The sequence below is a fragment of the Chryseobacterium sp. DZ-32 genome (genome assembly GCF_059587025.1).
In genome coordinates this window covers 23,766-49,593 of sequence record NZ_JCAIOM010000027.1, presented here as the reverse complement: position 1 = coordinate 49,593, position 25,828 = coordinate 23,766, and the positions used below count along the sequence as shown (strand labels likewise).

General features: G+C 33.7%; 20 protein-coding genes. 11 read left to right on the top strand and 9 right to left on the bottom strand.

Annotated elements, in window-relative coordinates; all coding sequences use genetic code 11:
* Positions 1–14 precede the first annotated feature (14 nt).
* Both AC59HC_RS21710 and AC59HC_RS21705 read left to right on the top strand, forming a co-directional pair.
* Entirely contained in the window at positions 15–2,540 is a 2,526-nt protein-coding gene (locus AC59HC_RS21710) for an alpha/beta hydrolase family protein (RefSeq protein ID WP_496559340.1), read from the top strand.
* Positions 2,541–2,977: 437 nt separating this feature from the next.
* Positions 2,978–4,216, top strand: coding sequence for a pyridoxal-dependent decarboxylase (locus AC59HC_RS21705; protein ID WP_496559339.1), 1,239 nt, complete (start codon positions 2,978–2,980; stop codon positions 4,214–4,216).
* Between the two features lie 960 nt (positions 4,217–5,176).
* On the opposite strand, the gene AC59HC_RS21700 is transcribed toward AC59HC_RS21705, so the two are convergent.
* Positions 5,177–5,656, bottom strand: a complete 480-nt coding sequence (locus tag AC59HC_RS21700) for a hypothetical protein (protein WP_496559338.1) — start codon at positions 5,654–5,656, stop codon at positions 5,177–5,179.
* A 1,047-nt stretch (positions 5,657–6,703) separates the two neighbouring features.
* On the opposite strand from AC59HC_RS21700, the gene AC59HC_RS21695 reads away from it, so the two are divergent.
* Entirely contained in the window at positions 6,704–9,286 is a 2,583-nt protein-coding gene (locus AC59HC_RS21695; protein ID WP_142718429.1) for a T9SS-dependent M36 family metallopeptidase, read from the top strand.
* 1,395 nt (positions 9,287–10,681) lie between these two features.
* A complete protein-coding gene (locus AC59HC_RS21690; RefSeq protein ID WP_142718428.1) occupies positions 10,682–12,073 on the top strand; it encodes a M14-type cytosolic carboxypeptidase in 1,392 nt (463 codons plus the stop codon).
* Between the two features lie 146 nt (positions 12,074–12,219).
* Here the strand turns inward: AC59HC_RS21690 and aqpZ are convergent, their stop codons facing one another.
* The 5 genes from aqpZ to AC59HC_RS21665 form a co-directional block, all read right to left on the bottom strand.
* Entirely contained in the window at positions 12,220–12,933 is a 714-nt protein-coding gene (aqpZ, locus tag AC59HC_RS21685) for an aquaporin Z (protein ID WP_142718504.1), read from the bottom strand.
* Between the two features lie 398 nt (positions 12,934–13,331).
* Positions 13,332–13,595 carry a DUF6520 family protein gene (locus tag AC59HC_RS21680; protein ID WP_142718427.1) on the bottom strand — a complete coding sequence of 88 codons (264 nt, stop codon included), beginning with the start codon at positions 13,593–13,595 and terminating at the stop codon, positions 13,332–13,334.
* A 32-nt stretch (positions 13,596–13,627) separates the two neighbouring features.
* Entirely contained in the window at positions 13,628–15,139 is a 1,512-nt protein-coding gene (locus AC59HC_RS21675; RefSeq protein WP_496559337.1) for a MauE/DoxX family redox-associated membrane protein, read from the bottom strand.
* A 17-nt stretch (positions 15,140–15,156) separates the two neighbouring features.
* Complete coding sequence (locus AC59HC_RS21670; RefSeq protein WP_167498867.1) at positions 15,157–15,324, bottom strand: hypothetical protein; 168 nt, start codon at positions 15,322–15,324, stop codon at positions 15,157–15,159.
* Between the two features lie 16 nt (positions 15,325–15,340).
* Positions 15,341–15,568, bottom strand: coding sequence for a hypothetical protein (locus tag AC59HC_RS21665; RefSeq protein ID WP_142718425.1), 228 nt, complete (start codon positions 15,566–15,568; stop codon positions 15,341–15,343).
* 409 nt (positions 15,569–15,977) lie between these two features.
* Between AC59HC_RS21665 and AC59HC_RS21660 the strand changes: the two genes are divergently transcribed.
* Positions 15,978–17,546: a helix-turn-helix domain-containing protein gene (locus AC59HC_RS21660; protein ID WP_496559347.1), complete on the top strand. Its 1,569-nt coding sequence runs from the start codon at positions 15,978–15,980 to the stop codon at positions 17,544–17,546.
* 46 nt (positions 17,547–17,592) lie between these two features.
* The gene (locus AC59HC_RS21655; RefSeq protein WP_496559336.1) at positions 17,593–18,438 is read left to right on the top strand and encodes an RteC domain-containing protein; all 846 of its coding nucleotides are present in this window, start codon (positions 17,593–17,595) and stop codon (positions 18,436–18,438) included.
* Positions 18,439–18,487: 49 nt separating this feature from the next.
* Here AC59HC_RS21655 and mobC read toward each other — a convergent pair whose 3' ends face one another.
* From mobC to mobA, 3 genes are all read right to left on the bottom strand, one after another.
* Positions 18,488–20,488 carry a conjugal transfer protein MobC gene (gene mobC, locus AC59HC_RS21650; protein ID WP_496559346.1) on the bottom strand — a complete coding sequence of 667 codons (2,001 nt, stop codon included), beginning with the start codon at positions 20,486–20,488 and terminating at the stop codon, positions 18,488–18,490.
* Positions 20,489–20,614: 126 nt separating this feature from the next.
* Positions 20,615–21,868 carry a conjugal transfer protein MobB gene (gene mobB / locus AC59HC_RS21645; protein WP_496559335.1) on the bottom strand — a complete coding sequence of 418 codons (1,254 nt, stop codon included), beginning with the start codon at positions 21,866–21,868 and terminating at the stop codon, positions 20,615–20,617.
* Positions 21,865–22,299: a conjugal transfer protein MobA gene (mobA, locus tag AC59HC_RS21640; protein ID WP_142718421.1), complete on the bottom strand. Its 435-nt coding sequence runs from the start codon at positions 22,297–22,299 to the stop codon at positions 21,865–21,867. The genes mobB and mobA overlap by 4 nt, the downstream gene beginning before the upstream one ends.
* Before the next feature lie 633 nt (positions 22,300–22,932).
* Between mobA and AC59HC_RS21635 the strand changes: the two genes are divergently transcribed.
* The 5 genes from AC59HC_RS21635 to AC59HC_RS21615 all read left to right on the top strand — a co-directional run bounded on the left by AC59HC_RS21635 (position 22,933) and on the right by AC59HC_RS21615 (position 25,822).
* On the top strand, positions 22,933–23,700 hold the full coding sequence (locus tag AC59HC_RS21635; protein ID WP_142718420.1) for a ParA family protein: 768 nt from the start codon (positions 22,933–22,935) through the stop codon (positions 23,698–23,700).
* A gap of 4 nt (positions 23,701–23,704) precedes the next feature.
* Positions 23,705–24,100, top strand: a complete 396-nt coding sequence (locus AC59HC_RS21630) for a DUF3408 domain-containing protein (RefSeq protein WP_142718419.1) — start codon at positions 23,705–23,707, stop codon at positions 24,098–24,100.
* An 11-nt stretch (positions 24,101–24,111) separates the two neighbouring features.
* Entirely contained in the window at positions 24,112–24,732 is a 621-nt protein-coding gene (locus tag AC59HC_RS21625; protein ID WP_142718418.1) for a hypothetical protein, read from the top strand.
* Positions 24,733–24,794: 62 nt separating this feature from the next.
* Positions 24,795–25,319: a hypothetical protein gene (locus AC59HC_RS21620; protein ID WP_496559334.1), complete on the top strand. Its 525-nt coding sequence runs from the start codon at positions 24,795–24,797 to the stop codon at positions 25,317–25,319.
* 197 nt (positions 25,320–25,516) lie between these two features.
* On the top strand, positions 25,517–25,822 hold the full coding sequence (locus AC59HC_RS21615) for a DUF4134 domain-containing protein (RefSeq protein ID WP_142718416.1): 306 nt from the start codon (positions 25,517–25,519) through the stop codon (positions 25,820–25,822).
* Positions 25,823–25,828: the final 6 nt, after the last annotated feature.

Here is a 25,828-nt window from a genome sequence, read left to right as displayed (position 1 = left end):
AAAAGAAGAAGGTTATGAAGATAATTGATAAAATACTACAGATCATAATTTTAATTCTGATGTTTATTGCTCAGCAGTTACCCGCGCAGGTTGATCTTCAGAAACTTGAGGAGGCTACAGAGCATTCTGAAGAGATCCGTTTTCTTTCCACTTCGCGAAATGGAAGTTGGAAAGTATGGCAGTCCTCTTATGAAACTAAACCTCCGCAATTGAAAATAGCGGACAGTCATCATCCTGAAACACTCTTTACACAAGAAGAAGTAGGAGCATGGAAGCAGGTTGGGGATAAAGGTCTTCTGATGAAACAAGGAGAGGATCTGAAGTACAGAATTCTGGGAACAAACAAAGAAACTGTTCATCATCATGTCAAAGAATTCGGATATCAGGAATCTCAGGATTTCTTCTGGATTCTTCATAATAAAAAGCTCAGTAAGGCTTTAAAAATCTATAATCACGATTCAAAATTGATTAACATCATATCTGATGTAGAAAGGATATTTGCACTTAAAAACGAACTGATACTATTAATTAAAAAGAATGAAAATAACGAACTATATTGTTATAACGGCAGCAACCTGAAGCTAATCTGGTCAGGCACTGCTGAACTATACCGGATTTATGAATCAGGCCTGGTGACTAAAGGGTATACCTTAATCCTACAGGAAACCAAAGGCTTAACCACGTATTATGTGAATGAAAATGCTCACCTGACAGCACTCTCATTAGATGAAGGGGAGTATTTTGATGATGTCAGTCAGTATCCCTCCGCGGATGTCAAGGCTGTTTATTTGCGGCTGAGCCATAAAAAGGAAAAAGAAATAGAAAAGAGTATGGTAGACATTTGGTATGGAAAGGATTTTGATCTGGAGCAGCACTTCCATGAAAAGCCTTTCCATAGGTATGTTCTCTGGTATCCACTAGAAAACAGAATCGTATCTGCTGACCGCAAACGGTTTGGTAAAATGACAGCTGTAGGAAAGTCAGGGTTATTTCTAACCAAAGAAATTGATTCTACATTGGTAGATCCTCATGATAAGAAAGGGAAGGATTATCCAGAGCGGTTCTTTATTTATAATCCTGAAATTAACAGCCATCTTTTTGTAGACGAAATCTCTCAGGGAATACACATAAGCCCATCTGGAAAATGGTTGTTGTATAGAAAAGACAGCAGGTGGAATGTATACAACACTCTAACCAACCAAAGAAAAGAAATTGATCTGCCTGAGTATTCAACACCATACTACTGTTCATCCGATAAAGTTCTTTGGGTCAGAGGTAATGAAATATGGCTTCAGAATCTTAGGAACTTTGCAAAGTCCAAACAAGGTACTTTTACGGGAACTATTGAAATCCTTAATGCGGAAAAGCAAACATCAGAACTAGGATACAGCATTATATACCCGACTGTGGGTCTTAAGCATGAGCTTCTGTTAAAGATAAAGGAAGACTATTCTGTCAGATCTTCTGTAGTCAGCTGGAAAAACGGACGGTCTTTGTATCTTATCCTTAATACAGACGACCGGATTACCGAGGTTTCCTACAACCAAATTTCAAAATCCTATACCTGGATCAGAGAGAACTATAACAAGGCTCCTGAAATTATCATAAAGAAACCTAATGAACAAGCACGGACGCTCTATGCATCACAGCAGCCAGCTTCTACAAAAATGATAACTATGAAGCGCCTCCATTATAAAGGCCCGAACAATGAAGATTTGAGTGCAATTCTGTATTTTCCTCCTAATTTCAAGGAAGATAAAAAATATCCTGTTGTTCTTTCTATATACGAAATGCAAAGTCAGAATGCCAATAAATATCTTCCTCCTACTTTTAAAAACTCCAGAGGTTTTAATGAAAGATTTTTTTTGGAATCAGGGTATATGATCTTGCTTCCGGATATCAGTCCAGGAGATAAAGAACCTGGATACTCAGCGCTACATTGCGTCAACAATGCCCTCGACCAGCTTGCAACAATACAACAGGCAGATATGAAAAGGGTAGGTCTTGTAGGACAGTCTTTTGGCGGGTATCAGACCAATTTCATTGCTACTCAATCTGACCGGTTTGCTGCCTATATCTCAGGGGCATCCATTTCAGATGTGATAAATACTTCCTTTGCATTTAACTATAATCATTTTTCTGCTGATTACTGGAGGTATGAAGATGGGCAGTTCAGGTTTGGAGATTTTGTGACCCATAAACAAAGGTATATGGATAATAACCCGCTGTATTATGCTCATCAGGTTAATGCTCCCATGCTGTTATGGACAGGGACAGCAGATAAAAATGTCAATCCGGAACAAACCCGGACAATGTATAATGTGCTCCGGAAACATAAAAAGACCGTTATTGCCCTTTTCTATCAGGACGAATTACACGCCTTAACAAGAAATTCTTCCCGTAAAGATCTTAGCATTAAGATGCTGGAGTGGTTTGGATATTTTCTCAAGGATCATCAAGATGTTCCATGGATCAATAAACAAATAAAGAAACACTCAGATCGAGTAGCTTTCAGAATCTCAGAAAAATTCAGTTATTGACTTGTTATTATCAGTCCGGTATTTTGCCGGGCTGATTTCTTGTTTTAGTTTATAGTGGTGAAGTTAAGTTTGAGTTATTCAAAAAGAAATGATGTAATTAGAAGTATATATCATTATTTCTTCCAATTAATTTGTTTTTCAAATGTTGATAATTTTCTAAATTCAGAATTGAGATATAGTAATTATTTTACGTGTATTTCTGTATAAATCTACATTTTCACATGTCTATCTATGAAGTAGAAATTTTAAATTTACAACCTATAAAATAGAGCTTCAAATGTTTTATTATATCTTATTCATAAGAATAAAGACATTAAAATCCCATCAATCTGAATAAAATGTAGAATAAAATTTGACTTAACAGAAAACGTAAAAAAAAGGAAATTTTATTAATAAAACACATCTATTATAACTAATAATTAATCTTTTTAAAAAGCATGTACTGGGCACAACTTTCAGAAAGAATGATAAAAGACAAAGTATTTAAGGCTTTAAATAGTAATTTTAATTATTCGACCGATCTAATATTAGGAATTCCCGGTTCTTATTTAAATCAGAAACAATTTTATAGTACCTCATTTATAAAAGAATCACCTTTTCTTTCTGTTCTGATGCACAATCCCAATCATATTGGATGTCATACCTATAATAAAGGGGAAAAGTATTTTTTAGGGACACAACAGCTGGAAATTGAACTATTACAGATCTGTGCTGAAGAGATTTTAGAGGCAAAAAAAGGAGAGTATGATGGATATGTAGCTACTGGAGGTACTGAAGCAAATATTCAGGCCCAATGGATCTATAGAAACTATTTTATGAAAGAAAAAGGAGCTCTGATCTCTGAAATAGGAATTGTTTTTACTGAAGATGCTCATTATTCTGTGTATAAAGGTGCTAACCTGTTAGGAATATCTCCGATTTGTGTTAAAGTAGATGCTGATAACAGAAGAGTGATTCAGGATGATTTGAAGAATCAATTGAAAAAATCATCTGCTCAAGGTATTAAATACATTATTGTACACCTTTCTATGGGAACAACAATGTTTGGCAGTATTGATGATGCTGATCTTTTTTTAGATATTGTCAGAAAGGATTTTTGTAATTATTTTGTGCACGTTGATGCTGCTTTTGGAGGATTTATCTATCCTTTTTCTTCTTCTAAAAAGGATCTGTACTTTCAAAATCCTGAGATTAGTTCAATTACAATTGATGCGCATAAAATGCTTCAGTCTCCTTATGGCACTGGAATTTTCTTATGCAGAAAAGGGCTGATTGATCAGTCTCAGACTTCGGAAGCTGCCTATGTATATGGTTCAGACTTCACGTTATGTGGGAGCAGGTCCGGCGCCAATGCAGTAGCAATATGGATGATTTTAAAGAGTTACGGTTCTACGGGATGGACCGATGCAATAGCGCAACTGATAAGCCGCACAGACTTTATATGTCATAAACTTGTTAAAATGAAAGTAAAATTCTACAGAAATCCTCATATGAATATTGTTTCCATAAAAGCACCATTTATTTCCAAAGAGCTTGCAGAAAAATACAATTTGGTTGCTGATAACTATCATTCGCCCAAATGGTGGAAGATTGTGGTGATGCCTCATGTCACCACAGCGCTGCTTTCTGAATTTATAAATGATTTGGATAAATTTAATAAGTGTGAGTGTAATTAATGATATTCTTATGATCATTTCAAAAAAATATTTAGAAAGACATTCTAAAGCAATTTGATTATGCAATTCTACTTAATTTCATAAAGTTTAATACTTGATATTAAGTTTATTGCAGGATTTTCTATTACAAATTATTTACATAAATTTGTTTTCACTAACCAATTGTAATATTACTATGTTGTTTTTCCATAAAAGTGCTAAAGTAGATGAAGAAAAGTATAAAGATTTTTTTATGCTTACAACAAACGTGTTTATATATATATCAAAAAAAGTAAAAGACAGAGATACTGTACGGGAGATCATGCAAAATGTATTTATAAGTCTTTGACAATATCGTCCTAAACTTTTAAATCCACAATTGAATGAAAGTATTATTTTCAATATATGTGATCAGGAAATACACAAATTTGATATGTCTTTGTAAATACTTTCTTCGAAACCATTGGGTTTAATAATGATGGCTCTGGAAATTATACCTTCCATTGCTTCAATGATAGTAGTGTCCTTGAAAATCTGGACTATACTCTAAGTTAGGATAATAATTTTATAATAGTGATTAAACTTATTCTTTTCATAAATTGAATTATCTATCAAAATTGTTTTAACTCTATAAATTCAATTTTCTAGTAATACCAGAGCGGATAAACCAATCTTATCTTTACTAATCCATTTGTATGATACTATCTGAATTAATAACTTTTGCAATTTAAATAAAGAAAATAGAAAACGATTACTCAAAAAAAATTAAATTTCTATGATAAGGGAGGATTACTTGTTTTGGATGAAAATTCATTTTAACTAAAAAATATATTTAATAAAATCCAACCGGGACACAAAATCAGACAAGGATAATAAAAACTACTTTGAGTTTGAGAAAAATAGTAAAATAGATCTACAGACAATAAACCTCTGATATTTATCAGAGGTTTATTGTTAGACAGTTGAAACACTTAATTTCTATTACTGCCTTTTTATATAGGTTTTATTTCCGTTTTTATTGATATAATATTTACCGCCTCTAGGGCCTGTCAATATTTCTTCACCATTAGGCCCCTTTAAAGTTCGATCTAAGGTAGGTGTATATACCTTTGTAGTGTTTATGTTTGGAATATTTGGTCTGTTAACAGATTGAGCCTGTGTTGGTGTGGTTTCTGTTTTTTCTTTTGCTGTACTGTAACGTTTATCAGGTGTACCATCCTTTTTTAACTTAATACCACCTGTATTTGAAGTTGCATTTGGAGCGGCAGTTACTTTGTCAGAAATAGCTGTTGAGGTTTTAGTATAGCGTTTATCCGGTGTGCCATCTTTTTTTAGTTTAACAGCATCTGCTGTTTCCTTTTTAGCTTTTGATTCAATGGATTTTGTTGTTGTAATTGTTTGTGCAATACTTACATTGACACAGAAAGTCATAATGCCTAACAATAATAATAATTTTTTCATATGCTTGGTTTTATAGATTAGATTATTGAAGAGGTTAGTTATAGCAGTTTGAATAGCTTTGCAGTCTCTGTTGACTAAGTAAATAAGATCTGATACATAAAATGTAATATCTTTCATTTTCTTAATTGCATGATAAATTAAGTGTTCTTAAAAAGATACAGTTCAAATTTAAAAAAGATATTTTTCATATTTCATTTAACAACAGTAGTGTTATTGCTAATTGATTGTAGTTTTATTACTAATGTTTGCTGTTTTTTATGGCAGCAGCAGCTAAGAAATGTCAATCCGCAACAAACTCGGCCAATGTTTAATGCCCTTCTTAAACATAAAGACCGTTATATCATTTTTTTTTATCAGGATCAATTACACACCTTAACTAGAAATCTGTCCCGTAAAGATCTTAGCATTAAGATGCTGGGAATGCTTTGGTATTTCTCCATAATTATCTAGATGTATAACTAAACAGATGAAGAAGACGAAATAGAGTCATGGAAATTAATTTGTCAGGTTTCAAAAGACTATTCTAAAATTGTAATAAGAAGAGAATAACTTTTTATAGATATATTAATTAACATGTTGAAATCCAAAAAAATAGCCGATTAAATTGTATCATTATAAAAAAGTGATAATGTTGATGTAATGTATCTGTGTGCTCAATATTCAAAAGGTATAAGTGATGTAATTATTATTTTACATTGAAGTCTAAATAAAACTATATTGTTTTATTGGGTATTGCGATATATATGCTTTATGTTTGTAATATACAATCAAGAGGATGTATTTCGGGTTTTAACATTATGTAATTTCTAAGAAAATTGTCTGACAAGAATTGAGTGTACTATTCCAACATTATGTCACTTTAAGTAATGTCCATATATGATGGCAACAAAATTCCTAAATATAGCTGCTAGATTATTTTCGATCAATTGTGATTTCAAATACAACAAAAATCACGTTTAATTTCACTGCTTTTCTGCTTTTATTATCACTTATGAGAGGAAATATGGTTTATAAAATATTTTTTTCTTCTTACAAATACAGTACAATATGAAAAAGAAAAAATTGCCTGTGCTTCTATATGCATTTTTATTATTTTTGTCTAATAATTTGTTTTCTCAGAATAATGAAGATCTGATAAGAAGTTATATTTCAAGTAATAAGCTTGAAGAGTTTAAAAAAAAGGATCTTACCAACTTTATAATTGAGAATGTAGACCGATCAAAATCATTGAATGGAAGTGTTGTTAAATTCCAGCAAGTCTACAATGGAATTCCCATATACAGCTCTGTTGGAACAGCTTTTATAAGAGATAATAATATTCTTTATTATACGGATAATTTTATTAAAGATTATCAAGGAACGATCTCTGAACCCAAAAAAATCATTAATAAGAAAAGTATATTACAAATATTAGCAGATAGCTTTAAAAAACCAGCAATCAGAAATTATACCCTGCTTGGTTTTTATGACTCAAGCCCTGGAAACAGTAGTATAGTAAGAGAAAGGCAGGTATATGCAATACACAATAATGTACTCATCGAGTGCCATGAATTATTAATATCTGAGCCAGGAACTTCTAATTACTGGAATATATTAGTGGATACAGAGAAAGGTACTGTCATTAGTAAGATTAATTTGGCATCTTACTGTAACTTCAGCGCTGATGCATATTCCCATGATTTTGCAGGCAGTAAAAATAAACCTTCTGTTTTTATTGGACCACAACATCAACGGCCTAGTTTTTTATTGTCACCAGATCATGCTTCCTATAATGTATTTAAATTACCTGTAGAAGCTCCTACTTTTGGTAGCAGGATGCTGGTCAATAATCCATGGATTCTCATCGCCTCTCCCGAAGGATGGCATTCTGACGGTACCAATCATTATACGATTACTAGGGGAAACAACGTGTATGCTTATGTTCGCAATGAAATTGCTGATTATTCGCCGGATGGAGGGACTTCAAGAATCTTTGACTACCCATTTAATGTTAATGGGGCTTCTTTGGATAATCGCGATGCTGCCATTACTAATTTATTTTACATCAATAATAAAGTTCACGATATTTTTTATCAGTTTGGCTTTACGGAGTCGGCAAGAAATTTTCAGCAAAATAATTTTAGCAATGGAGGAATCGGAAATGATTATGTATTGGCAGAAGCACAAAGTAATGAAAGTATGAACAATGCTGTTTTTTTTCCTACCCCTGATGGAATTAATCCCACTATGAAAATGTTTTTATGGTCTCCCATTAAAAAATTATACTATAACACACCGCCTCAAGCAACAACAAGGGTGCCGATAGCCAAAGCAGCGTCTTTTGGCCCTGTTTTAAATACTATAGGAGTTACCGGGGATATTCAGTTAGTCCCTGTATCCAATGGTTGCACGGCACTATCAGCCGGCTCGCTTACTAATAAAATTGCATTAGTAAAGGGGTTGACGATGTCAGAAATTCAGCAAAACCCTCCCTGTACATTTACCACCAAAGTAAAGAATATACAAAATGCAGGTGCTATAGGTGCCATAATATATGAAGATCCCGCTTTCGAGAACATAGGCTTTTTTGGAGAGGATAATACAATAACGATACCTTCAGTGTTGATAAAAAACTCTGAAGGAGAATATATTAAAAACTTGTTGCAAGCTGGAACAACAGTAAATATAACTTTAAAAAGCGGTACAGGCGATACTGCTCCGGATGGCAGCTTTGACAGTGGAATCATGAGCCATGAATTTGGCCATGGAGTTTCAAACAGGTTAACTGGTACAGGATATAATTGTTTAGAAACAAGTGAAAGTCAGGAGCAAATGGGTGAAGGATGGTCAGACTTTTTTGCATTGATGTTAACCAATACACAGAATAGCAGTGCGTCAGTTCCAAGAGGCTTAGGTACTTATATAATCGGAGAGCCAACCACCGGCAATGGAGGCCGACCCGCCAAATATTCTCCGGATTTCACCATTAATAATTATACTTATGGAAATACTAATGGCATGGTGGATGGACATTCTATAGGCTTTATCTGGGCTACAATGCTATGGGATCTTCATTGGAAATATGTTGAAAAATACGGATATTCAGCCGATCTGACAGCCAACACTACTAACGGCAGTACAAGAGCTATGCAGCTTGTCATGGATGCTCTGAAACTTCAGGCTTGTAACCCGACATTTATTGACGGAAGAAATGCAATTCTTGCTGCTGAACAAGCAACCACCGGTGGAATAGATAAGTGTATGATCTGGAAAGTTTTTGCTAAAAGAGGATTAGGGGTTAATGCTTCTGCGGGGAGTAAAACAGATATTAATGATCAAACAGAGGATTTTACTGTTCCCTCCGTATGTAATTCTTTGGAATCTGAAGAATTAAATATAAATAGAACTGTAGTTACAATTTATCCAAATCCTGCAAAGAATGAATTCTTTATCAATTTTCCAGATCATGCATTAGGAAAGGTCAATATTGAAATTTATGATATGTCAGGCAAATTGTTGTATTCAGAAAATAAAGTATTAACGGATACAAAAAAAGTAATACCTACAATAGGTTGGGCCAATGGTACTTATATGGTTAATATAAAAGGATTTGGTTTAAAAAGTGTGCATAAGGTTATAGTGAACAAGTAAATGCTATTAGAATATTTTAAATATAAGTAAGGAAAAATACTTCATTGTCAAGTAAAATATTATAACTGCTATCACAATCTAACCAAGTAAAAAATGGAGAATGAATATCAATTTCGAACTCCTTTTTGTTATTGGACCATCCGTACTAAACCCTGTGATGTGCTATTATATATCTTTTCTGATACTCATTTTTACAATTACTATCGAATCAGAAATGTGAATAGACGAGTTCTTTCGTTTAAGGGTTGTAGTAGATAATTTATGAAACTTCAAATCTTTGTATTGAATTCGATTAATTGTAGTTATTGTAATATACGTTTTGCTATATAAAACTACATTGTTTTTGTTTTCTACAATAATTTTGGATATTATTTTTGTAAAAATTTGATTTTTTGAAGCTAGAGGAGCATTGTTATATGATCTGAAAGGAATTGGGAGAGCAGCAATTTACCTTTAAAAAGATACAATCTTTTTTTGAATTAATGAAGTTGCTTTAAATACACGATAAATATGAAAAAAAAAGATGAGTACCAACATTATATGGGTATGAGTAAGCTGCAAATATTCATAGAGATGAATGATCAAGCCAATTACTATATGGCCAACAAATGGGAATATCATATTAATACAAATTTGTTTGGGAAAAAAACTATTCTGATCCTTTTTTTCAGGAAAGATATTGTTTATAAAATAAGGATAAAAAAAACGTACAAAAAAATAGTACCCCAAACACTATATTACGTTTAACTACAGCAATAATAAGAGGTATTTAAAGAAATATATGAGGCATAAGTTGAAATTATGTAAATGTTTTAAATTCAATCAAAATTAGCTCATTATAATCTCGATAAATACTCCTGTTTTATTCCGATATTTAAACAACTTACTACAGTGTTCTGTTTAATTAGGAAAAAACTATAGTGGTATTAGTGATAAAATTACCATAAATAAGAAATTTCATGAACGATAATATCATTTACCTTATTCTCTTATAGGAGGAACTGAAGTTAAAAAATGAATAGAATGCATACTTTGGCTATCCCACAAAATAATATTATAAAAATATATAGCGTAACCCGGACGATCTAAAAGCTGTTTTATTCATGTGTAGGGAAAATATTGAAGTCAAGTACTTTTATGGGTAACTGTTTTAAATATAATTGTTCTAACATTATTTCTAACCTCTTATTTTATATATACAAGATTATTGAGCACACTGTTACTTCAATATTGTTCAATCGTTATTCTGAAACAGCCTTATACCAAAGTAATAGCTGACTTGGTGTTTGAACTGTAAAGGTCATCATTTTGATCAATCTGGAGCATCTGTAAGATAATAAATGTAATCTATAGTTTTTCACTCCAAAATTATGTTGAATAAATATATCATCATTTATGAAAAAAGAACAATTTTTATGGCTCTTTCTTTTTTTTCTTATTTACAGTTGTTCTCAGGAGACAATAAGTGAGCAAGAAAATAAGAAAATATGTAATGGACTATGTTTTAATACTGATTTTGAATCTGGAAGTATAGGGAAAATATCCAAACTTTCTCAGGATGTATGGTCTCTTGAACTTAAAAATGATAATGATAATTCTTCTTTACCAGATTCATATCGTACTTGGTGGAATGTAAAGGTAGAGTACATTCCAAGCTCAGGTGTTAAATTAAGGTTTACCAAACTGGGATTTCCCTATTTTTTTGTTCCGGTATTCTCTATCAATGGTAAAGATTGGAAACACTTTCCAGAATCCGCTGTAAAGCAAATTGATCCAACCACCATTGAAGTGTCTTTATCCGGAGAGCAATCCTCATTATGGATTGCCAGAACTTTTCCTTATACGACTAAAGATTATACGGAGTATCGAAATTCTATCACTACAAATCCAAATGTAAAAATCAGCTCTTTAGGAAATAGCCCTTTCAAAAATACTTCAATTGAATTATTAACAATAACAAATGCCAATCAAAATCCTGATAAGAAAACAATTTGGATTCATGCCAGAACACATGCTGCAGAAGTAGGAAGCTCTTATGTATTGGAAGGTCTTATCAATACTATTCTTTCTGACGGTAGTTTAGGAACTGATCTTCGCCAAAAATATATATTTAAAATAGTACCGATGCATAATCCTGATGGTATTATTCTGGGAAACTATAGAACCAATAGTGCCAGTATCAATTTAGAAAGTCAATGGCTATTTGATAGAACTATCCTTCATCCTATATATCTTCAGGATACTGCACCTGTAGAGAATAAGTTTCTGAATAAAAATGCAATGTCAACAGTAATTGAAGATGAGGTACATCCGGTTGTATTAGCACTAAATCTGCATTCGAGTAATAGCGATATTAATACACCTGCTTTCTTCTTTCCGCATTTTGGACCTGGAAATAATTATGATAGCCAGCAACAAAATCTCTGGAATAAGCAGATTAACTTTATTCAAACTGTAGCCAGCTTTTATGATGGCAGAATAGAAGCTCCGCCAGCAGACGGAGGAAATGGCTTCCTTAATACCTACTTTCCTGAAACTTGGTTTTGGTATAATAAAAAGGATGTAGTCAATGCCATTACTTTAGAAACAACTTACAGTAAAGCTGGGTATGATTATTGGGTAACCCCTAAAGAATGGAAACAACTGGGAGTTGCATTAGCCCATGCCATCAATAATAGCAATTTTAATAAGCCAAATATGATGAAGGATAGTGAGGATAGATCAATGTTTAAATTACCTTCTACAATGACAAAAGAGCAGTTGCAAAAAATGGAGATTAATCATTAATGGTTATTTTCTATTACTCTAAATTGGGTGATCTTTGATAGTATTTATAGCGAAAAGAAGAGTCCTGTAGATCACAGGACTCTTTCTCTTTAATAATTTTATTGTTTATACTGTTGAATAGTTAATTTATTTCTGGTTGAGTTTAATCAGCTTATTTCCCGAGAATCCCTCTGAAGTAAAAATTTATAGATCAATCCTCCTACAATTCCACCTAAAATTGGTGCTACCCAGAATAGCCAAAGTTGTGATAGGGCAAGCCCACCTGTAAAAACAGCCTGAGAAAGTGATCTTGCAGGATTTACGGATGTATTTGTAATCGGAATAGAGATCAGGTGGATCAAAGTCAGGACAAGACCAATAGCAATACCTGCAAATTTACTATGAGCCCACTTTTCTGTAGCTCCCATGATCACAATAAGAAAAAGTGCTGTTAATAAAAACTCGGCCAGAAATGCTGATCCCATACTAAAAGCTTTTCCATTGTATACAGGTACATCGTAAAAGTTGGTTGCAAAAGCTCCTGGTTGTGAAAAGTCGAGTGTGCCGGCACCATTCAGTATAGTATACAGGCATCCTGCGGCTGTAACTGCTCCAAGGCATTGGGCTCCGATGTAAGGAACCAGTTCTTTTGCAGAAAACCTGCCACCTGCTAAAAGTCCGAATGAAACTGCGGGGTTAAAATGACCTCCGGAAATATGCCCTACAGCGTAAGCCATTGTGAGAACGGTGAGACCAAAGGCTAAAGAAACACCTAAAAGTCCAATGCCAATATCGGGAACACCGGCAGCAAAAACAGCACTTCCACAACCTCCAAAAACGAGCCAGAATGTGCCGAAAAATTCAGCTAAAAGTTTTTTTATCATGTTATTGATTTTTAATGTAAACCAAATGTAGAATTTAAATTTCAAAGTAAAAACACAAGTTGTGTAGTTAAAAATCTGATTTAATTAGTTTTAATACTATAGTTATGATTTTAATATGGGAATGAAGATTTAATGAAGGAGAATTCTATGCAAAGAAATCATAATAAAAAACGTAAAAGGATGCTGAGAACCACAAATTCAAACTATTGCTGAAAGAGTATCCCAATTTGATGAAAGGTCTTAATTACGGATTTTTTGGTAATCACTTACAAAAATATGTATTATATGCATTAAAACCAATACGGGGGCATAATTGGCGAAATTAAAGTACAAAAAACAATCATTATGCCAACCTAAACAAATGAAGGATGCTGATCAGCATCCTTCATTCTTAATTATGGAACTCTAAATAATACATTGAGACAGCCTTCTTTAAAAAGGTTATGTTCTTGTGAACCATCCACATAAGTACAGATATCACCTGATGGTATTGTACTGCAAGAGGTTGTGGTTACATTACATTTCATGCCCGGTGGTGCTGAAGGATTAAAGCGGTACCCGAATTCAATGGTTTTTGCTGTTTCTTTTTCCGCTGTTGTAGCGTACGCACTTCCAATGCCTAAGGCAAATACTACAAAAGGCAGTGCGATTTTTCTCATTTTTTTCATGATGTTAAAATTGTTTTTTATGCCTACTCTTTGTTCAGGTTTTCGGCTTTCCCTGAAATGAAATGTTGAGTGATGTTTTGCGCAAAACTATATCTGATCAGTTCATTTCCTATAATGGTAAAAAGTGTATTATCCGAGATTGAAAATTCTGTTTTGTATTCCCCGGCTTTTTTGGGAACATAAAAGCTTCCCAGATATTGCTGTTTGCTAGTAGAGTACATGTCAATGACCAGTGAACTTTTCTGATATGCTTTATCTTCAAATTTTCCTTTACGCGGAGATTCTATAAAGAGGATACCCTTATAAACAAATGCATTTTTATTAACGATAATAGGAGGGTTTTTCATCTTCTTACTCCCGTCAGGAAGCTTTACAACTTCAATACCAGTTGCACTTATGTCATCAATAGTCTTATAGATCTTCTTAGATTCCAGATTAGTATCAAGGACAATAAATTTATTTTTGTATGTATAGACATAAATAATTGTATTATGGGCAGGATCATATAAAAGTTTACCATCAGTATCAAAAACCCCATCATGTATCTTTTCAAGGATTTCAGGTTTAACAATAGTATTCTTTTGATAGGTAAACATTAAGCCTAGCGACTGTATATTTTTTTGCTTCGAATAGGTAATTACTGCGAAGGAATTATTATTTGTAACCTGTAGCTGGGTGAAATAATTCTGCATATGACTTACTGTTTTAGCACGCTGTTTTCCTATTTCACCTCTGTAGATGATAGGAACTGTGCCATCATAAAGGTAATAATAGGGAGGATATACCTGTACCTTTGAACTTTTGAACAGAAAATCATATTGATCAGGAGTAATTTGATATTCTTTCATCTTCTTAAATGTTGCATCTATAGCATACAGATCAAATGGATGTTCTGTATTTCCCAGATAAAGTGAATCTTCTGTATTTCCTGAAAAATAATAAAAATCAGATGTCAGTATGAAGCGTTTTTCAAGATCAACAGGATGCTGTAAAAACCGACGGGTAAAATTATTTTCTTTCTGGATCATATATTCAGACCTGTCATAAAGTATAAAAAGTATAAAAGTACTCAATAAGGAGAAAGTAAGGAGAAGGAATATTGTTATTAATATATATTTTCTGCCTGGCTTTGTCATCAAAATAATGGCCGTGGCTGCGATGAATGCCGTAACGATATTAAAAATAAGGTGAGTTTGCCAGTCCATTTTTTCAAGAATACCGCCACAGGAGCATGGAACGGATTCACTGTAATGAAGGGTCATATAGATATACATGCTAAATAAAAACATCAGTACAAAAGAACAGTAGAGGCCAAGGAGTCTTGTTCTTTCAAAAATCAGCAGTATACAGACTACGAGCTCTAATGCAAGGATGCCATGAGAAATGGAGCCTGCAAAAGTACTTAATAAGGGAGATTGCGATATCTGTGTCGTAAAGTTTTCAAAATCCATTATTTTACTGATGGCTGCATAGCAGAACAGAAGAATAAAGAAATATGATATTACTTCAACTGTGATAATCTGTAATTTTTTCATGGTTTGTTTTATGTGTTTTATCCTGGAATCAGTAATTTCCAATAGGTTTTAACGCCACAGTATTCAGGCATTATATCTCCTTTTAGCAGAGGAACTGTAGTTTTGAAATTCCCCATACTCTCCCAGATGCCACTTGCAGGACATGGTAAGCCGGTGAAAACTGATATGGAGGTATGAGGATCCATGGATTATTAGTAACATTTAAATTATTTGATTAGGTCGCCAGTTGTCTCCGTCCCGTACCGGGGGATCTTTTTGCGGATCTTTTATCTGTTCTGATAATTTTGCAGAATCCTGCCGCATTATCAATTGCTCACTAATCTCATTATGTGATGTATTATGAGTGTCAATATCTTCATCTCGAGTTATGCAGTTTTGCACACAAAGTGCCCCTATAACTAGACTTAAAATTGGGATAAGCTTTTTCATGGTAATAATTTTATTGGTTATCCCGGCCGGATTAAATTAGAATTCTGATCTCAAAGTTATCGTGCTGGTTGATGAAAAAAAACTGCTATTCGGATCAATTTTGAAATTGGCACGTCTCAATTTCAAAATTGAGACAATTATTAACGCGTTTTTAACAGTTAATGTTCAGTCTTTTATAAGAAGTTGAGGTGATATTTTTTTCATTTCCCATAAATATGATTTATTTCAGAACAAATGTTTACTTTTGAGATGGTGAGGTTCTAATAATCAGTATATGAAAAAGTTAAACTACTTTCTCGTCTTATTTTCTGCTATTTCTCAGTTATTCTTTTCAAAGGATAAAAATGATAAGACTTTCAATGAAATTAGAAAAGTTTACGAAAAAATGGCTATAGACGACATTAATGCAATGCCGTCTGTGAAATTATATATTGAAAAGGCTAAGAAAGAGAATAATTTTGAGAAACTGATTCAAGGCTACAGAGATGGAAGACAGTTTGACTACCATAATAAAATTAGATATGCTGACAGTGCTATAAGTGTTAGCTTAGTGTACGGCTCTTCCGATGATGTCGGCAAAGATTATCTCAGCAAAGGTATTATTTATTACTTCTATCAAAAGAAGTACAAACTGGCTTTAAACGAATATCTTAAAGCGTATCAATACTTAAAGGGATCAAATGATAAGTATCACCATTATAAAGTGGTCTACCATCTGGGAATTGTTAAAGGGCATTTGGGTTATTATGATGAAGCTCTAAAACATTTTAACGACTGTATCTCGTTTTATAGTACGAAGATGAATGGACAGCTGCATGAGAATGAACTATTTAATTACAACAAAGCATATCTAAATTGTCTACATCAAATGACGGTTATCAACCGATACCAAAAAAATTTTGATAAGAGTGATAGTTTAAGTGAATTAGGTTATAGGCGCACTCTGAATAATAACGATTTTGCTTTGGAGAAAAGTTATTTTCTTAAATGTATTGGAATTTCAAAATATCAGAAAAAAGAATATTCAAAGGCTGCTAAAGTCCTCCAAGAATCCTTACCAACCATTCTAAAGAGAAATGATTTTGCCTGGGCCTCTGTTATTTATTATTATTTAGGAAGATCTTCAGAGGCTCAGAATGATATACCTCAAGCAATTCGCTATTATAATAAAATTGATTCTATTTTTGTAAAAGATGAGTTTATTCAGCCTGAAGTTTATAAAAGCTATAGTTTTCTGATCAATTATTATAAAAATAAAGATATTAATAGACAGCTTTATTATACCAATCAACTTCTTAAAGCCGACAGTGTGATCAGTAAGGACTACGTTTTTCTATCTTCTACACTGCATAAAGATTATGACCGGAGGAGATTAATAGAAGAAAAAGAAGAACTACAAAAAGCTGGCAGCAAGAAAATGAAATTTGCCGGGGCTTTAATTTTCTCGGGAAGTCTAATTCTTACTTTTTTTGTAGTCAGATACAGAAAGGATCAGGAAATTAAAAAACAATATGATCTTCTGCAAAAAAAAATATCTGAAGGTTCTTACCAAATAAACGATCTTTTGAAAGAACAAACTGACAAATATTCAATGAGGAAAACATTTCTTACTCCCGAAATGACATCGGAAATCAGGGAAAAACTTAACAAATTTGAACAAGAATTACAATTTAAGAAGAAAGGTCTTACGCAGCAAAGTATTGCGACTAAGTTAGGAACCAATTCTCACTACTTATCAATATATATTAATGAGAATAAAGGAATGAATTTCAATAAGTATATGGCGGAGCTCAGAATTAACTATATTACCAATCTCCTCAATACTGATAATAAGTATCTCCAACTTAAAATTGATGCTTTAGCTGATGAGTGCGGAATTGCTGCCCGCCAAAATTTTTCCAACCTGTTTTTTGAAATTAACGGAATCCGTCCTGCTGATTATATTAAAAAACGTAAAGAGGAGTTGAGAATCAGCTGAGTAGATTTCTAGTGCTTTAAATTTTGTAAATTTCTAAAAAAAGGCCATGGTAACAAAAACAATTTTTAGAAAAACTACAGAATTATACAATGATCTGGAGTTAAAAATTAATGAAGTATGCGATGATGACCAGGATATGGTAAAAATTTCTGAAAAGTCTTTACTGCTGATTGATACCTCTATCAGAACCTTGAAGGGACTGGTTTCAGACCATCATTTTGAGAATCTTGCTGAAGAAGTTTACTTTTTTAAAAAGCTCAAGCCTTTGTTTATTTCAAAATTTATTTACTATTCCTCTATTTTGAATATTGAATCGTACAAACCCAACGCTACAGCCAAAATTTTGAAAAAATACTATGAGACAGAGCAGGAAAAGTTAAAGTCATTTTATTCTACGCAGTCAGAATTTTACAGCTATTACCGGCGTGATGCTACGTATCTTGATCATAAGATATTTGTCCGAAATTCCTATGATTTAAAAATGAAATTATCATTTGGCTTCTACAATTTCGATACGAATTTTACTACTTCTCATGATCACATGATTTCGAGAATTATCGCCAATCAACAATTAGGTCAATATCTAAAAAGGCAGATTGAAAATATTTCGGATCGCTTTAAACAAAATATTTTGTCCCCGCTAACATGGTCTTCCTCCAAAGTTGGTCTAATCGAACTGGTTTATGCTCTGTATCATATGCGCTGTTTTAATGGTGGAAATATTGAGTTAAGCGAGGTTATAAAATTTGTTGAGAAATCTTTGAATACTGATCTTGGAAACTTTCATAAGACTATATTTGAAATTAGGAACCGGAAACAGGGGCCAACCAAATTTCTTCAATTGGTTAGTGACAATCTTAATCAGCATTTTATAAATAATGAAGCTGAGTAACCTAATACCAATAAAACCTCAAATCGTATGGTATTTGAGGTTTCTCTATTTAATCTTTTTTAATTAAATGCTGTAAGCCAGGGTCATTTTTTATTCTAATCATTTCATGCCTGATGATGGTAAGAATATCTGCCTTAATTCCTTTATAATTGTCTTCAATCTGCTTACTCATCGAATCATTTCCGTTTTCATCAATAAAGGATCGAATCTGCGGTATTTTGTGATAGTTTTTCGTTTCCTGAAATAACTTAATAGTGTCCACAATGATTTCTGAATGAAAAATCTTCTGTTGAATCCTTTCATCAAAGTTATCAGATACAGCACCGACAAAAAATCCCTGTGTCAAGGTAGAAATCTTCGAAGCAGGAATCAAACTGTCCAATTGGGTGGAGATGGAGGTGGAAGTGTCATTCCTATTGATGGATATACTCTGTCTTTTTTGCAGTACTTTTCCAAAACGTTCAGATAAGGTTTTTGCTGTTTCCCCTACTACCTGACCGCTGAAAATATTGCCGACTGTATTCTGAATAACTTTACTTTCTTTATCTCCGTAGTCTCTTGTTAATTGAGAAAAATCCTGAAATCCAAGACATACAGAAACTTTATTACTTCTAGCAGTAGCAATTAAATTATCTAAGCCTCTGAAATAAATAGTGGGAAGCTCGTCAATAATGACAGAACTTTTTAACTGTCCTTTTTTATTGATCAACTTAACAATTCTTGAATTGTATAGTCCAAGAGCAGCAGAATAAATGTTCTGACGATCAGGATTATTTCCAACACATAGAATTTTTGGTTCATTTGGATTATTGATATCTAATGAAAAGTCATCTCCTGTCATTACCCAATACAATTGTGGTGAGATCATTCTTGACAAAGGAATCTTTGCCGATGCTATTTGTCCTTGCAATTGATCTTGTGCACCGCCTTGCCATGCATCCATAAAAGGAGAGAGGTAGTTCTCTAATTCAGAATAAGAGGTTAATATAGTAAAGACATCTTCATATTTTTTGTTCAATAGCTCAATAGCATGTGGAAAAGTACAGTATTTCCCGTTGTCATAAATTTTAAGAAACCATATAATTGCAGCTAACAATATGATAGGACTTTCTACAAAGAAATCGCCCTGTTTCTGAATCCAGCTTTTATTCAGATTCAGCATTATGGTATAAGCAGCTTCATATGCATCTGATATATCCGACATAAAATTGGGGTTTAAGGGATTACATCGATGACTTCCTCTGGGGTCGTCAAAATTGATAATATAGAATTTCGGCTTTATTTTATAAGCATCTGAATGATTTAGAAGATGGTTGTAAGCAATTGTAGACAAATCATCGAATTTAAAATCATAGATATACATGGAAAACCCTTTTTCGATATGTTGTCTGATATAGTTATTAACTACAGCGTATGATTTTCCTGAACCGGGTGTTCCTAAAACAATGGTGGCGCGAAAAGGATTGACAATGTTAATCCATCCCTGATGCCAGTTTCCTTGATAATAGAACCTTGTAGGAAGGTTAACTGAATATTCATTATAGAGTAATTTAGTCTCCTGCTGAAAACTTTCATTCTCATTGTTAAAAACATCGGTCATTAAGTTCGTTTTTAGTAAGCGGCTCATCCAGATCCCTGCCTGCATTAGGAGAATGTATCCGGAGCCAGTAGATAGAATATAAAGTATAGGAGTAAAGCTGGTAGCAGATTGTAATAGGATTGAGTTTAAAAAGAATAGTACAAAACCAATAGAAAAAGCAGCAGTAATTTTTTTCCAAGTGATCTTTTCATTTTTGACTCCCTTTGTGCCGAGACAACTCAGACCCAACAAAACAACTGCGAACAGCTTAGAATAAAGAGTATGAGAAAAAAGGTCTGTTGTCTTGTTAAAATTATGAAGTATCTTATTGATCAGTTCTAATGTCCATTGTTGCTGTTCAAAAAATCCGTAACAAAACCAGTAAAAATGCATTAGCACTAGAATAATGCTGACAGTTCGCATAAGTGCCATGATTTTGGCAAGCCCTCTCAAATCGTCTTCACCCTGCATATCATATTTTAGAAGCATAGATAAATGACTATACATTCTTAAAAATGAATACGACATTGCAAACATTAATTGGCTGGCTTTGGCTCTCAGAACATAGTTATAAAGCCATTTTTTTACAAAAGGAGGTCATTTTTTTCTTCTTTTTCTCTGCTTTTTTTTCATTTGTGATTCGAAAATTTGTTCCTCCTGCTCTCCATTTGTATCTGACGACAATAAACCATTAAAGCATCCTTCAAATATTTTGTGGATGTTATTGGTAGAAAAGTGTTCTGTAGATTTTTCAAATGATAAATCCTCTTTAGAATTACTGTATGAATGGGTTTCAGGCTTTGTTTCTAAATTATTCCACAGTTCATTGAATGAGTTTGCTGAAAGCTCTTTACCAAACTGTGAGCCATTCCAGACTAATTTAGAGTTATGGTCTATGAATGTAATTCCGTAAATCCTTCCAGTATCATTTTTTCGAATGACAGTCGCAATTCCCTGTGCAAGCAGTTTTGTTTTAAATGCAGCTTCAGATTTACTGGTGCCCATTGCCGTTTCAATGGTTTTTTTGAGAATTAGTTTAGAAGGATCTTTTTTCATTTTTACTCTTGATTTCTCAATGAGCGCCAGAATATTTTCCAATCCTGCGTGTTTACCAAAAAGGGATGATTTAAAAGGGGGACTTATTTTTTTTCCATTTTTATCCGTAGCAAAATAAACCAGCCCCTTTTTCATCTTGCCATGAAGCTCTCCGCTCACCTCCTCAGAGGTTACATTGAATTGAGAGAGTAAAGCGTTATATGCACCCATACTTTGAAAGCAGTAGGTTTGAGGCATATTCCGAAGTACCGATGATAATTGTGCCTTAATATTCCCTCTAGTATATTCAACAGGTTTAAATATAAAGTTTTGATATGAATTTCTATTCTTCTTGGTAACTCTTAAGTTGTATTGTTTTTCCAATTTTCTGCAGGCTTCCATTGACAGATGATGGTCATAACGATCTGATATTTTGTTTCCGTTAAGCTGGACACAGGTAGTGACAATATGAATATGCGTCCTATCAATATCAGTGTGTTTAAAAACAATATACGGTTGATTGCCATAACCCATTTCCTGCATATATTGCTGAGCTATTTCCCGATAATCTTTGTCATCAACCTTATCTTCGGGATCAGGGTTAAGTGAGATATGCCTTACGGGTTTTTCAGTTTTGTTATTGGCAATTAAGTAGGGTTCAAAGTATTGATGAAAAAATTTGACAGAATAAGGTCGATCCCACACATCCGGAATCTTGTTGGTGAATAAAACGATCCCATTTTCGTTGTCCACTTTTTGTTGATTGTAGGTAAGAGTACCCCAAAGATTTTCACCTTTTCCAATTTTTGCAATCATTTTTCAGAAGTTTTTTGAATATGCTTTTGTTCAAATTCTTTAGTGAGTTCTATAATCTGCTTACAAACTAGGGCTAGTTCTTTGGTCTGATTTTCTAGTTTAAAGAGATAAAAAGAAGCTTTTTTCTCAGTGAAATTTCGATATAAAATTTTTACAATCTGATTATAATTGTTTCCAATCGACTGGAACTGGTAGAAGAATTTAGTGAGTTGTGTATGGTAATCCATTGTTGAGACATCCACTTTAACAATCTTCAATTCTTTCTGAAACAAAATTGTTGTGATAAATTTTGCTTTGTTGTTCAATCCTGAAGCGTCATATAATTTTAAAAAATTAGCGTTTTCTTCATCCGTTAGTCGAAATACATACCTGTTTTTACTGGGGTTCAGCTTAGGCTTACGTCCACCTTTGTTGTTTTTATTTATATCCATAGCATCCAATTTAATATGATCAAAATCGCGACTTCGGAGTGGTTTTTAAAGCCCCAGCCAGGGCAAGTTGTTTTGAGGTACAAAAAAAGTTATGAGGCACTCAAAACATAACTTGCCCCTTTCGGGTGAAAGGAAATTTCAGTAAGAAAGCAGATTTAATACTGCATATTTTAAAACAGTTTAATTTCCCCAGACTCCTCAACCTTCTGGAACAAAGTAAACCACAATGATTTATAGAGATAGTACTAGATAGAATGCCAAAGACAGGCACTTAAAGCCAAAAACTACCATTAGGAATATCCCGAAAAAGAAATACTATTCATTTGTGTCTGATTGAGGGCGGGACTTCCTGACTGCGGATATAACAGAAATTTTGAGAAGCGGAAATCCAGCTTTCCAGCCTTCTGGAAAACCAGCCTTCACGATAGCATTTGTGAGAGATAGAAATCAGTAAGCCAACTTCTAAGGAATGAAAGATGGATGGTATTCAGTAAGTATCTATAGAAGTCGATACAGGTATTGGGAATTCCAGCCCTTATTAGTGAAAGCAATACAGAGAAACTGAAGTAGCTGCAGTTCAATGGCCTTCACTCAGCCGTTCTTTCAAATTAAGTTTAATAAAATTCAAGCAAAATGAAAACAAAAAAACAACCCACAATTATTGCATTTTCCACTCAAAAAGGAGGCGTAGGAAAAAGCACATTTACAACACTGATGGCAAGTATTCTTCATTATCGGATGGGCTATCAGGTTGCTGTCTTTGACTGTGACTTTCCACAGTATAGTTTATTCCAGATGAGGGACCGGGATTTGAAAATGGTGATGCAGAATGAGATTTTAAAAAAGATGGCTCACAAACAATTTACGAGAATCAATAAAAAAGCTTATCCCATTTTCCAGAGTAAAGCTGATCAAGTTTTAGAAGAGATCGAGGTTTATGTTGATGGCTCCGAAACAACTCCAGATGTCATCTTTTTAGATTTACCGGGAACTGTTAATACCGCCGGTATTTTAAAAACATTGACAAATGTCAATTACATTTTTTCTCCTATTACTGCGGATCGGGTCGTACTGGAGAGTACACTGAGTTTTACCAATGTTCTGATCAATGTATTGATGAAAGAAACGCAAACAAGGATTCGAAGCATTCATTTATTCTGGAACCAAGTGGATGGAAGAGAAAGAACAATGTTATACAAAAATTACAGTAAAGTGATTTCAGACTTAGGACTGCAGCTTATGGAAACAACCATTACAGACAGTAAAAGATTTCGGAAAGAAGGTGAAGCGGTAGCAAAGACGGTTTTCCGATCGACATTACTGCCGGCAGATCCTAAGCTGTTAACTCAATGCAGGCTTGATAGATTTGTAGAAGAATTTTTAAAAATTGTCAAATTGTAACAGTATGGAAAATGAAAAAAAGAACAATGAGAAAAATGGTATCGATGAACAATATCTGATGTCCATTATGGCAGAAAGTCCAAAGAAGGAACAACCAGCAAATAATGCTGATCCGCCCAAGGAAAAAGGTGCAATAAAAAATAAGTTGAAGAGTAAGAAAACTACAGATCTAACCTATGTGGAACACTTTCTGACCCATCATACGATGACTAAGCGTGGTGATAGAAGTATATATATCCGTCCGGAATATCATGAGCGTCTTTCACGCATTATTCAAATCATTGCAGATGACAAAATTCCTTTGTATGCTTATTTAGACAATATTTTGGCTTATCATTTCGAATTGTTTGAAAAGGAAATCACAGATGATTTCAATAAGAAATACCGGCCAATCTTTTAATACATAACGTTATGGAACAAATTATTATAATCGGGTTGTTAATCATTATTGTTCTGATTCTTTTAGACAGAAAGTTTTCAATCAATATTCAGGGAAAAGATTGTAATGATGCAAATAAGAATTTGCCTTCTTTCATGGGAGGTACGAAGCAATTAGAGAGACAGGCTTTGCCTATTGATGTCAATGGAGGACAAAATGAATCTATTTTACTGACAGAAGATAATTTTGAATCAGAAACCAGAAAAGAGGAATTTGGCTCTATTGATCCGACTAAAAATCTCAATGATATTCTGACCAGAGATAATGATTGGGAGCAGGAGGATGAAGATTGGAAATACGAGAATTCTACTATTGAAAGCGGGTTTGCTACAGGGGTTACCTTCCAGGAATTGAGTACTGCGGGTCAGCTGCTTCAACAGGACGTGCTAGAGCCTGACTTAGAACAACAAACAGTCGATATTATTCAAAAAATTCAGGGAACCGAGCTTTTTGATCTATTAGAGAATTCATTAGGAGATGCTTCAAGAAGAATCGCTGCTTTGTTAAGCGAGAGTATTTCAAATGATGATAATACCATTTCTTCTAAGCACAATAATTCTGCAGATGGTTTCGACATTGGGGAGTTTGTGTAGACTTCCTAATGTTTTTTTAAAAAGATAAGTAAGGAGAATGAACAATCAAATTTTTTAATGCTGTGGATTTAACTGAAAAAAATATCAACGAAGAGGCTTATGATTTACGTGTCAACAAAGGGCAGCTTCCGACAATAATGATTGCAGGACATACATTTTTTGTAGACATCCGTATGGATATGCTGAGACCTAAAGATGATTTTCTATCTAAGGGTATCGTCTTTTCGGATATACAGAATTACTATGATGAAGACCAAAACAGCTATATTATACCTTACAATCGCAGGACACACGAATTTCAGGATATAGACTTTAGTATGATTAACGAATTTCCTAAAGATTTAATCGCCGTACAGTTTCCTATTGAAAATGAACTTGACAGGATCGGATGGAACCGACATCATGGCTTTGAATTGACAGAGGGATTATCAAAGCAAGGTTTTAAAATGCAGTTTGAGGCAAAACAAATTTCGTGGGAGGATACTGTTCTTGCAGATATTATCAAAAGCAATTTGAAGTATGTAAAAGTCTTGGGAGATTGTATAGAAAAGCCGAATAAGAATAAGTCGAAAGGAAGAAAAATATAAAGTCCGCTCGCAGAAAGCTCAACGTCAAAATTACAAAAGTTTGGCGTTTTTTTTATGTGGAAATTTTAACTAGAACGCCGCTTAAAGCCAAGCGATTCCCCCTGCTGACATTTTCCAATAAGCTTGTTTTTCCAAAGCACATTTGCTTCTGAGTACTGTAGAGAGCAGTTCTCATTAACAAAAAAAATATTTACTAAATGGAAAAACAGACAAAAAAACTGATGTATGGAATACTGGTAATTTTGATAGCTCCATATGCTTTTTCACAGGGTAATGGTAGTGCCGGCATTAACGAGGCAACACAGATGGTCACCTCTTATTTTGAACCAGCGACTCAGCTCATCTATGCGATTGGTGCTGTTGTCGGATTAATTGGAGGAGTTAAGGTTTATAATAAATTTAGCAGCGGTGATCCTGACACCAGTAAAACCGCTGCGAGCTGGTTCGGTGCATGTATTTTCTTAATTGTTGCAGCAACAATCCTTCGCTCATTCTTTCTTTAAAATAAT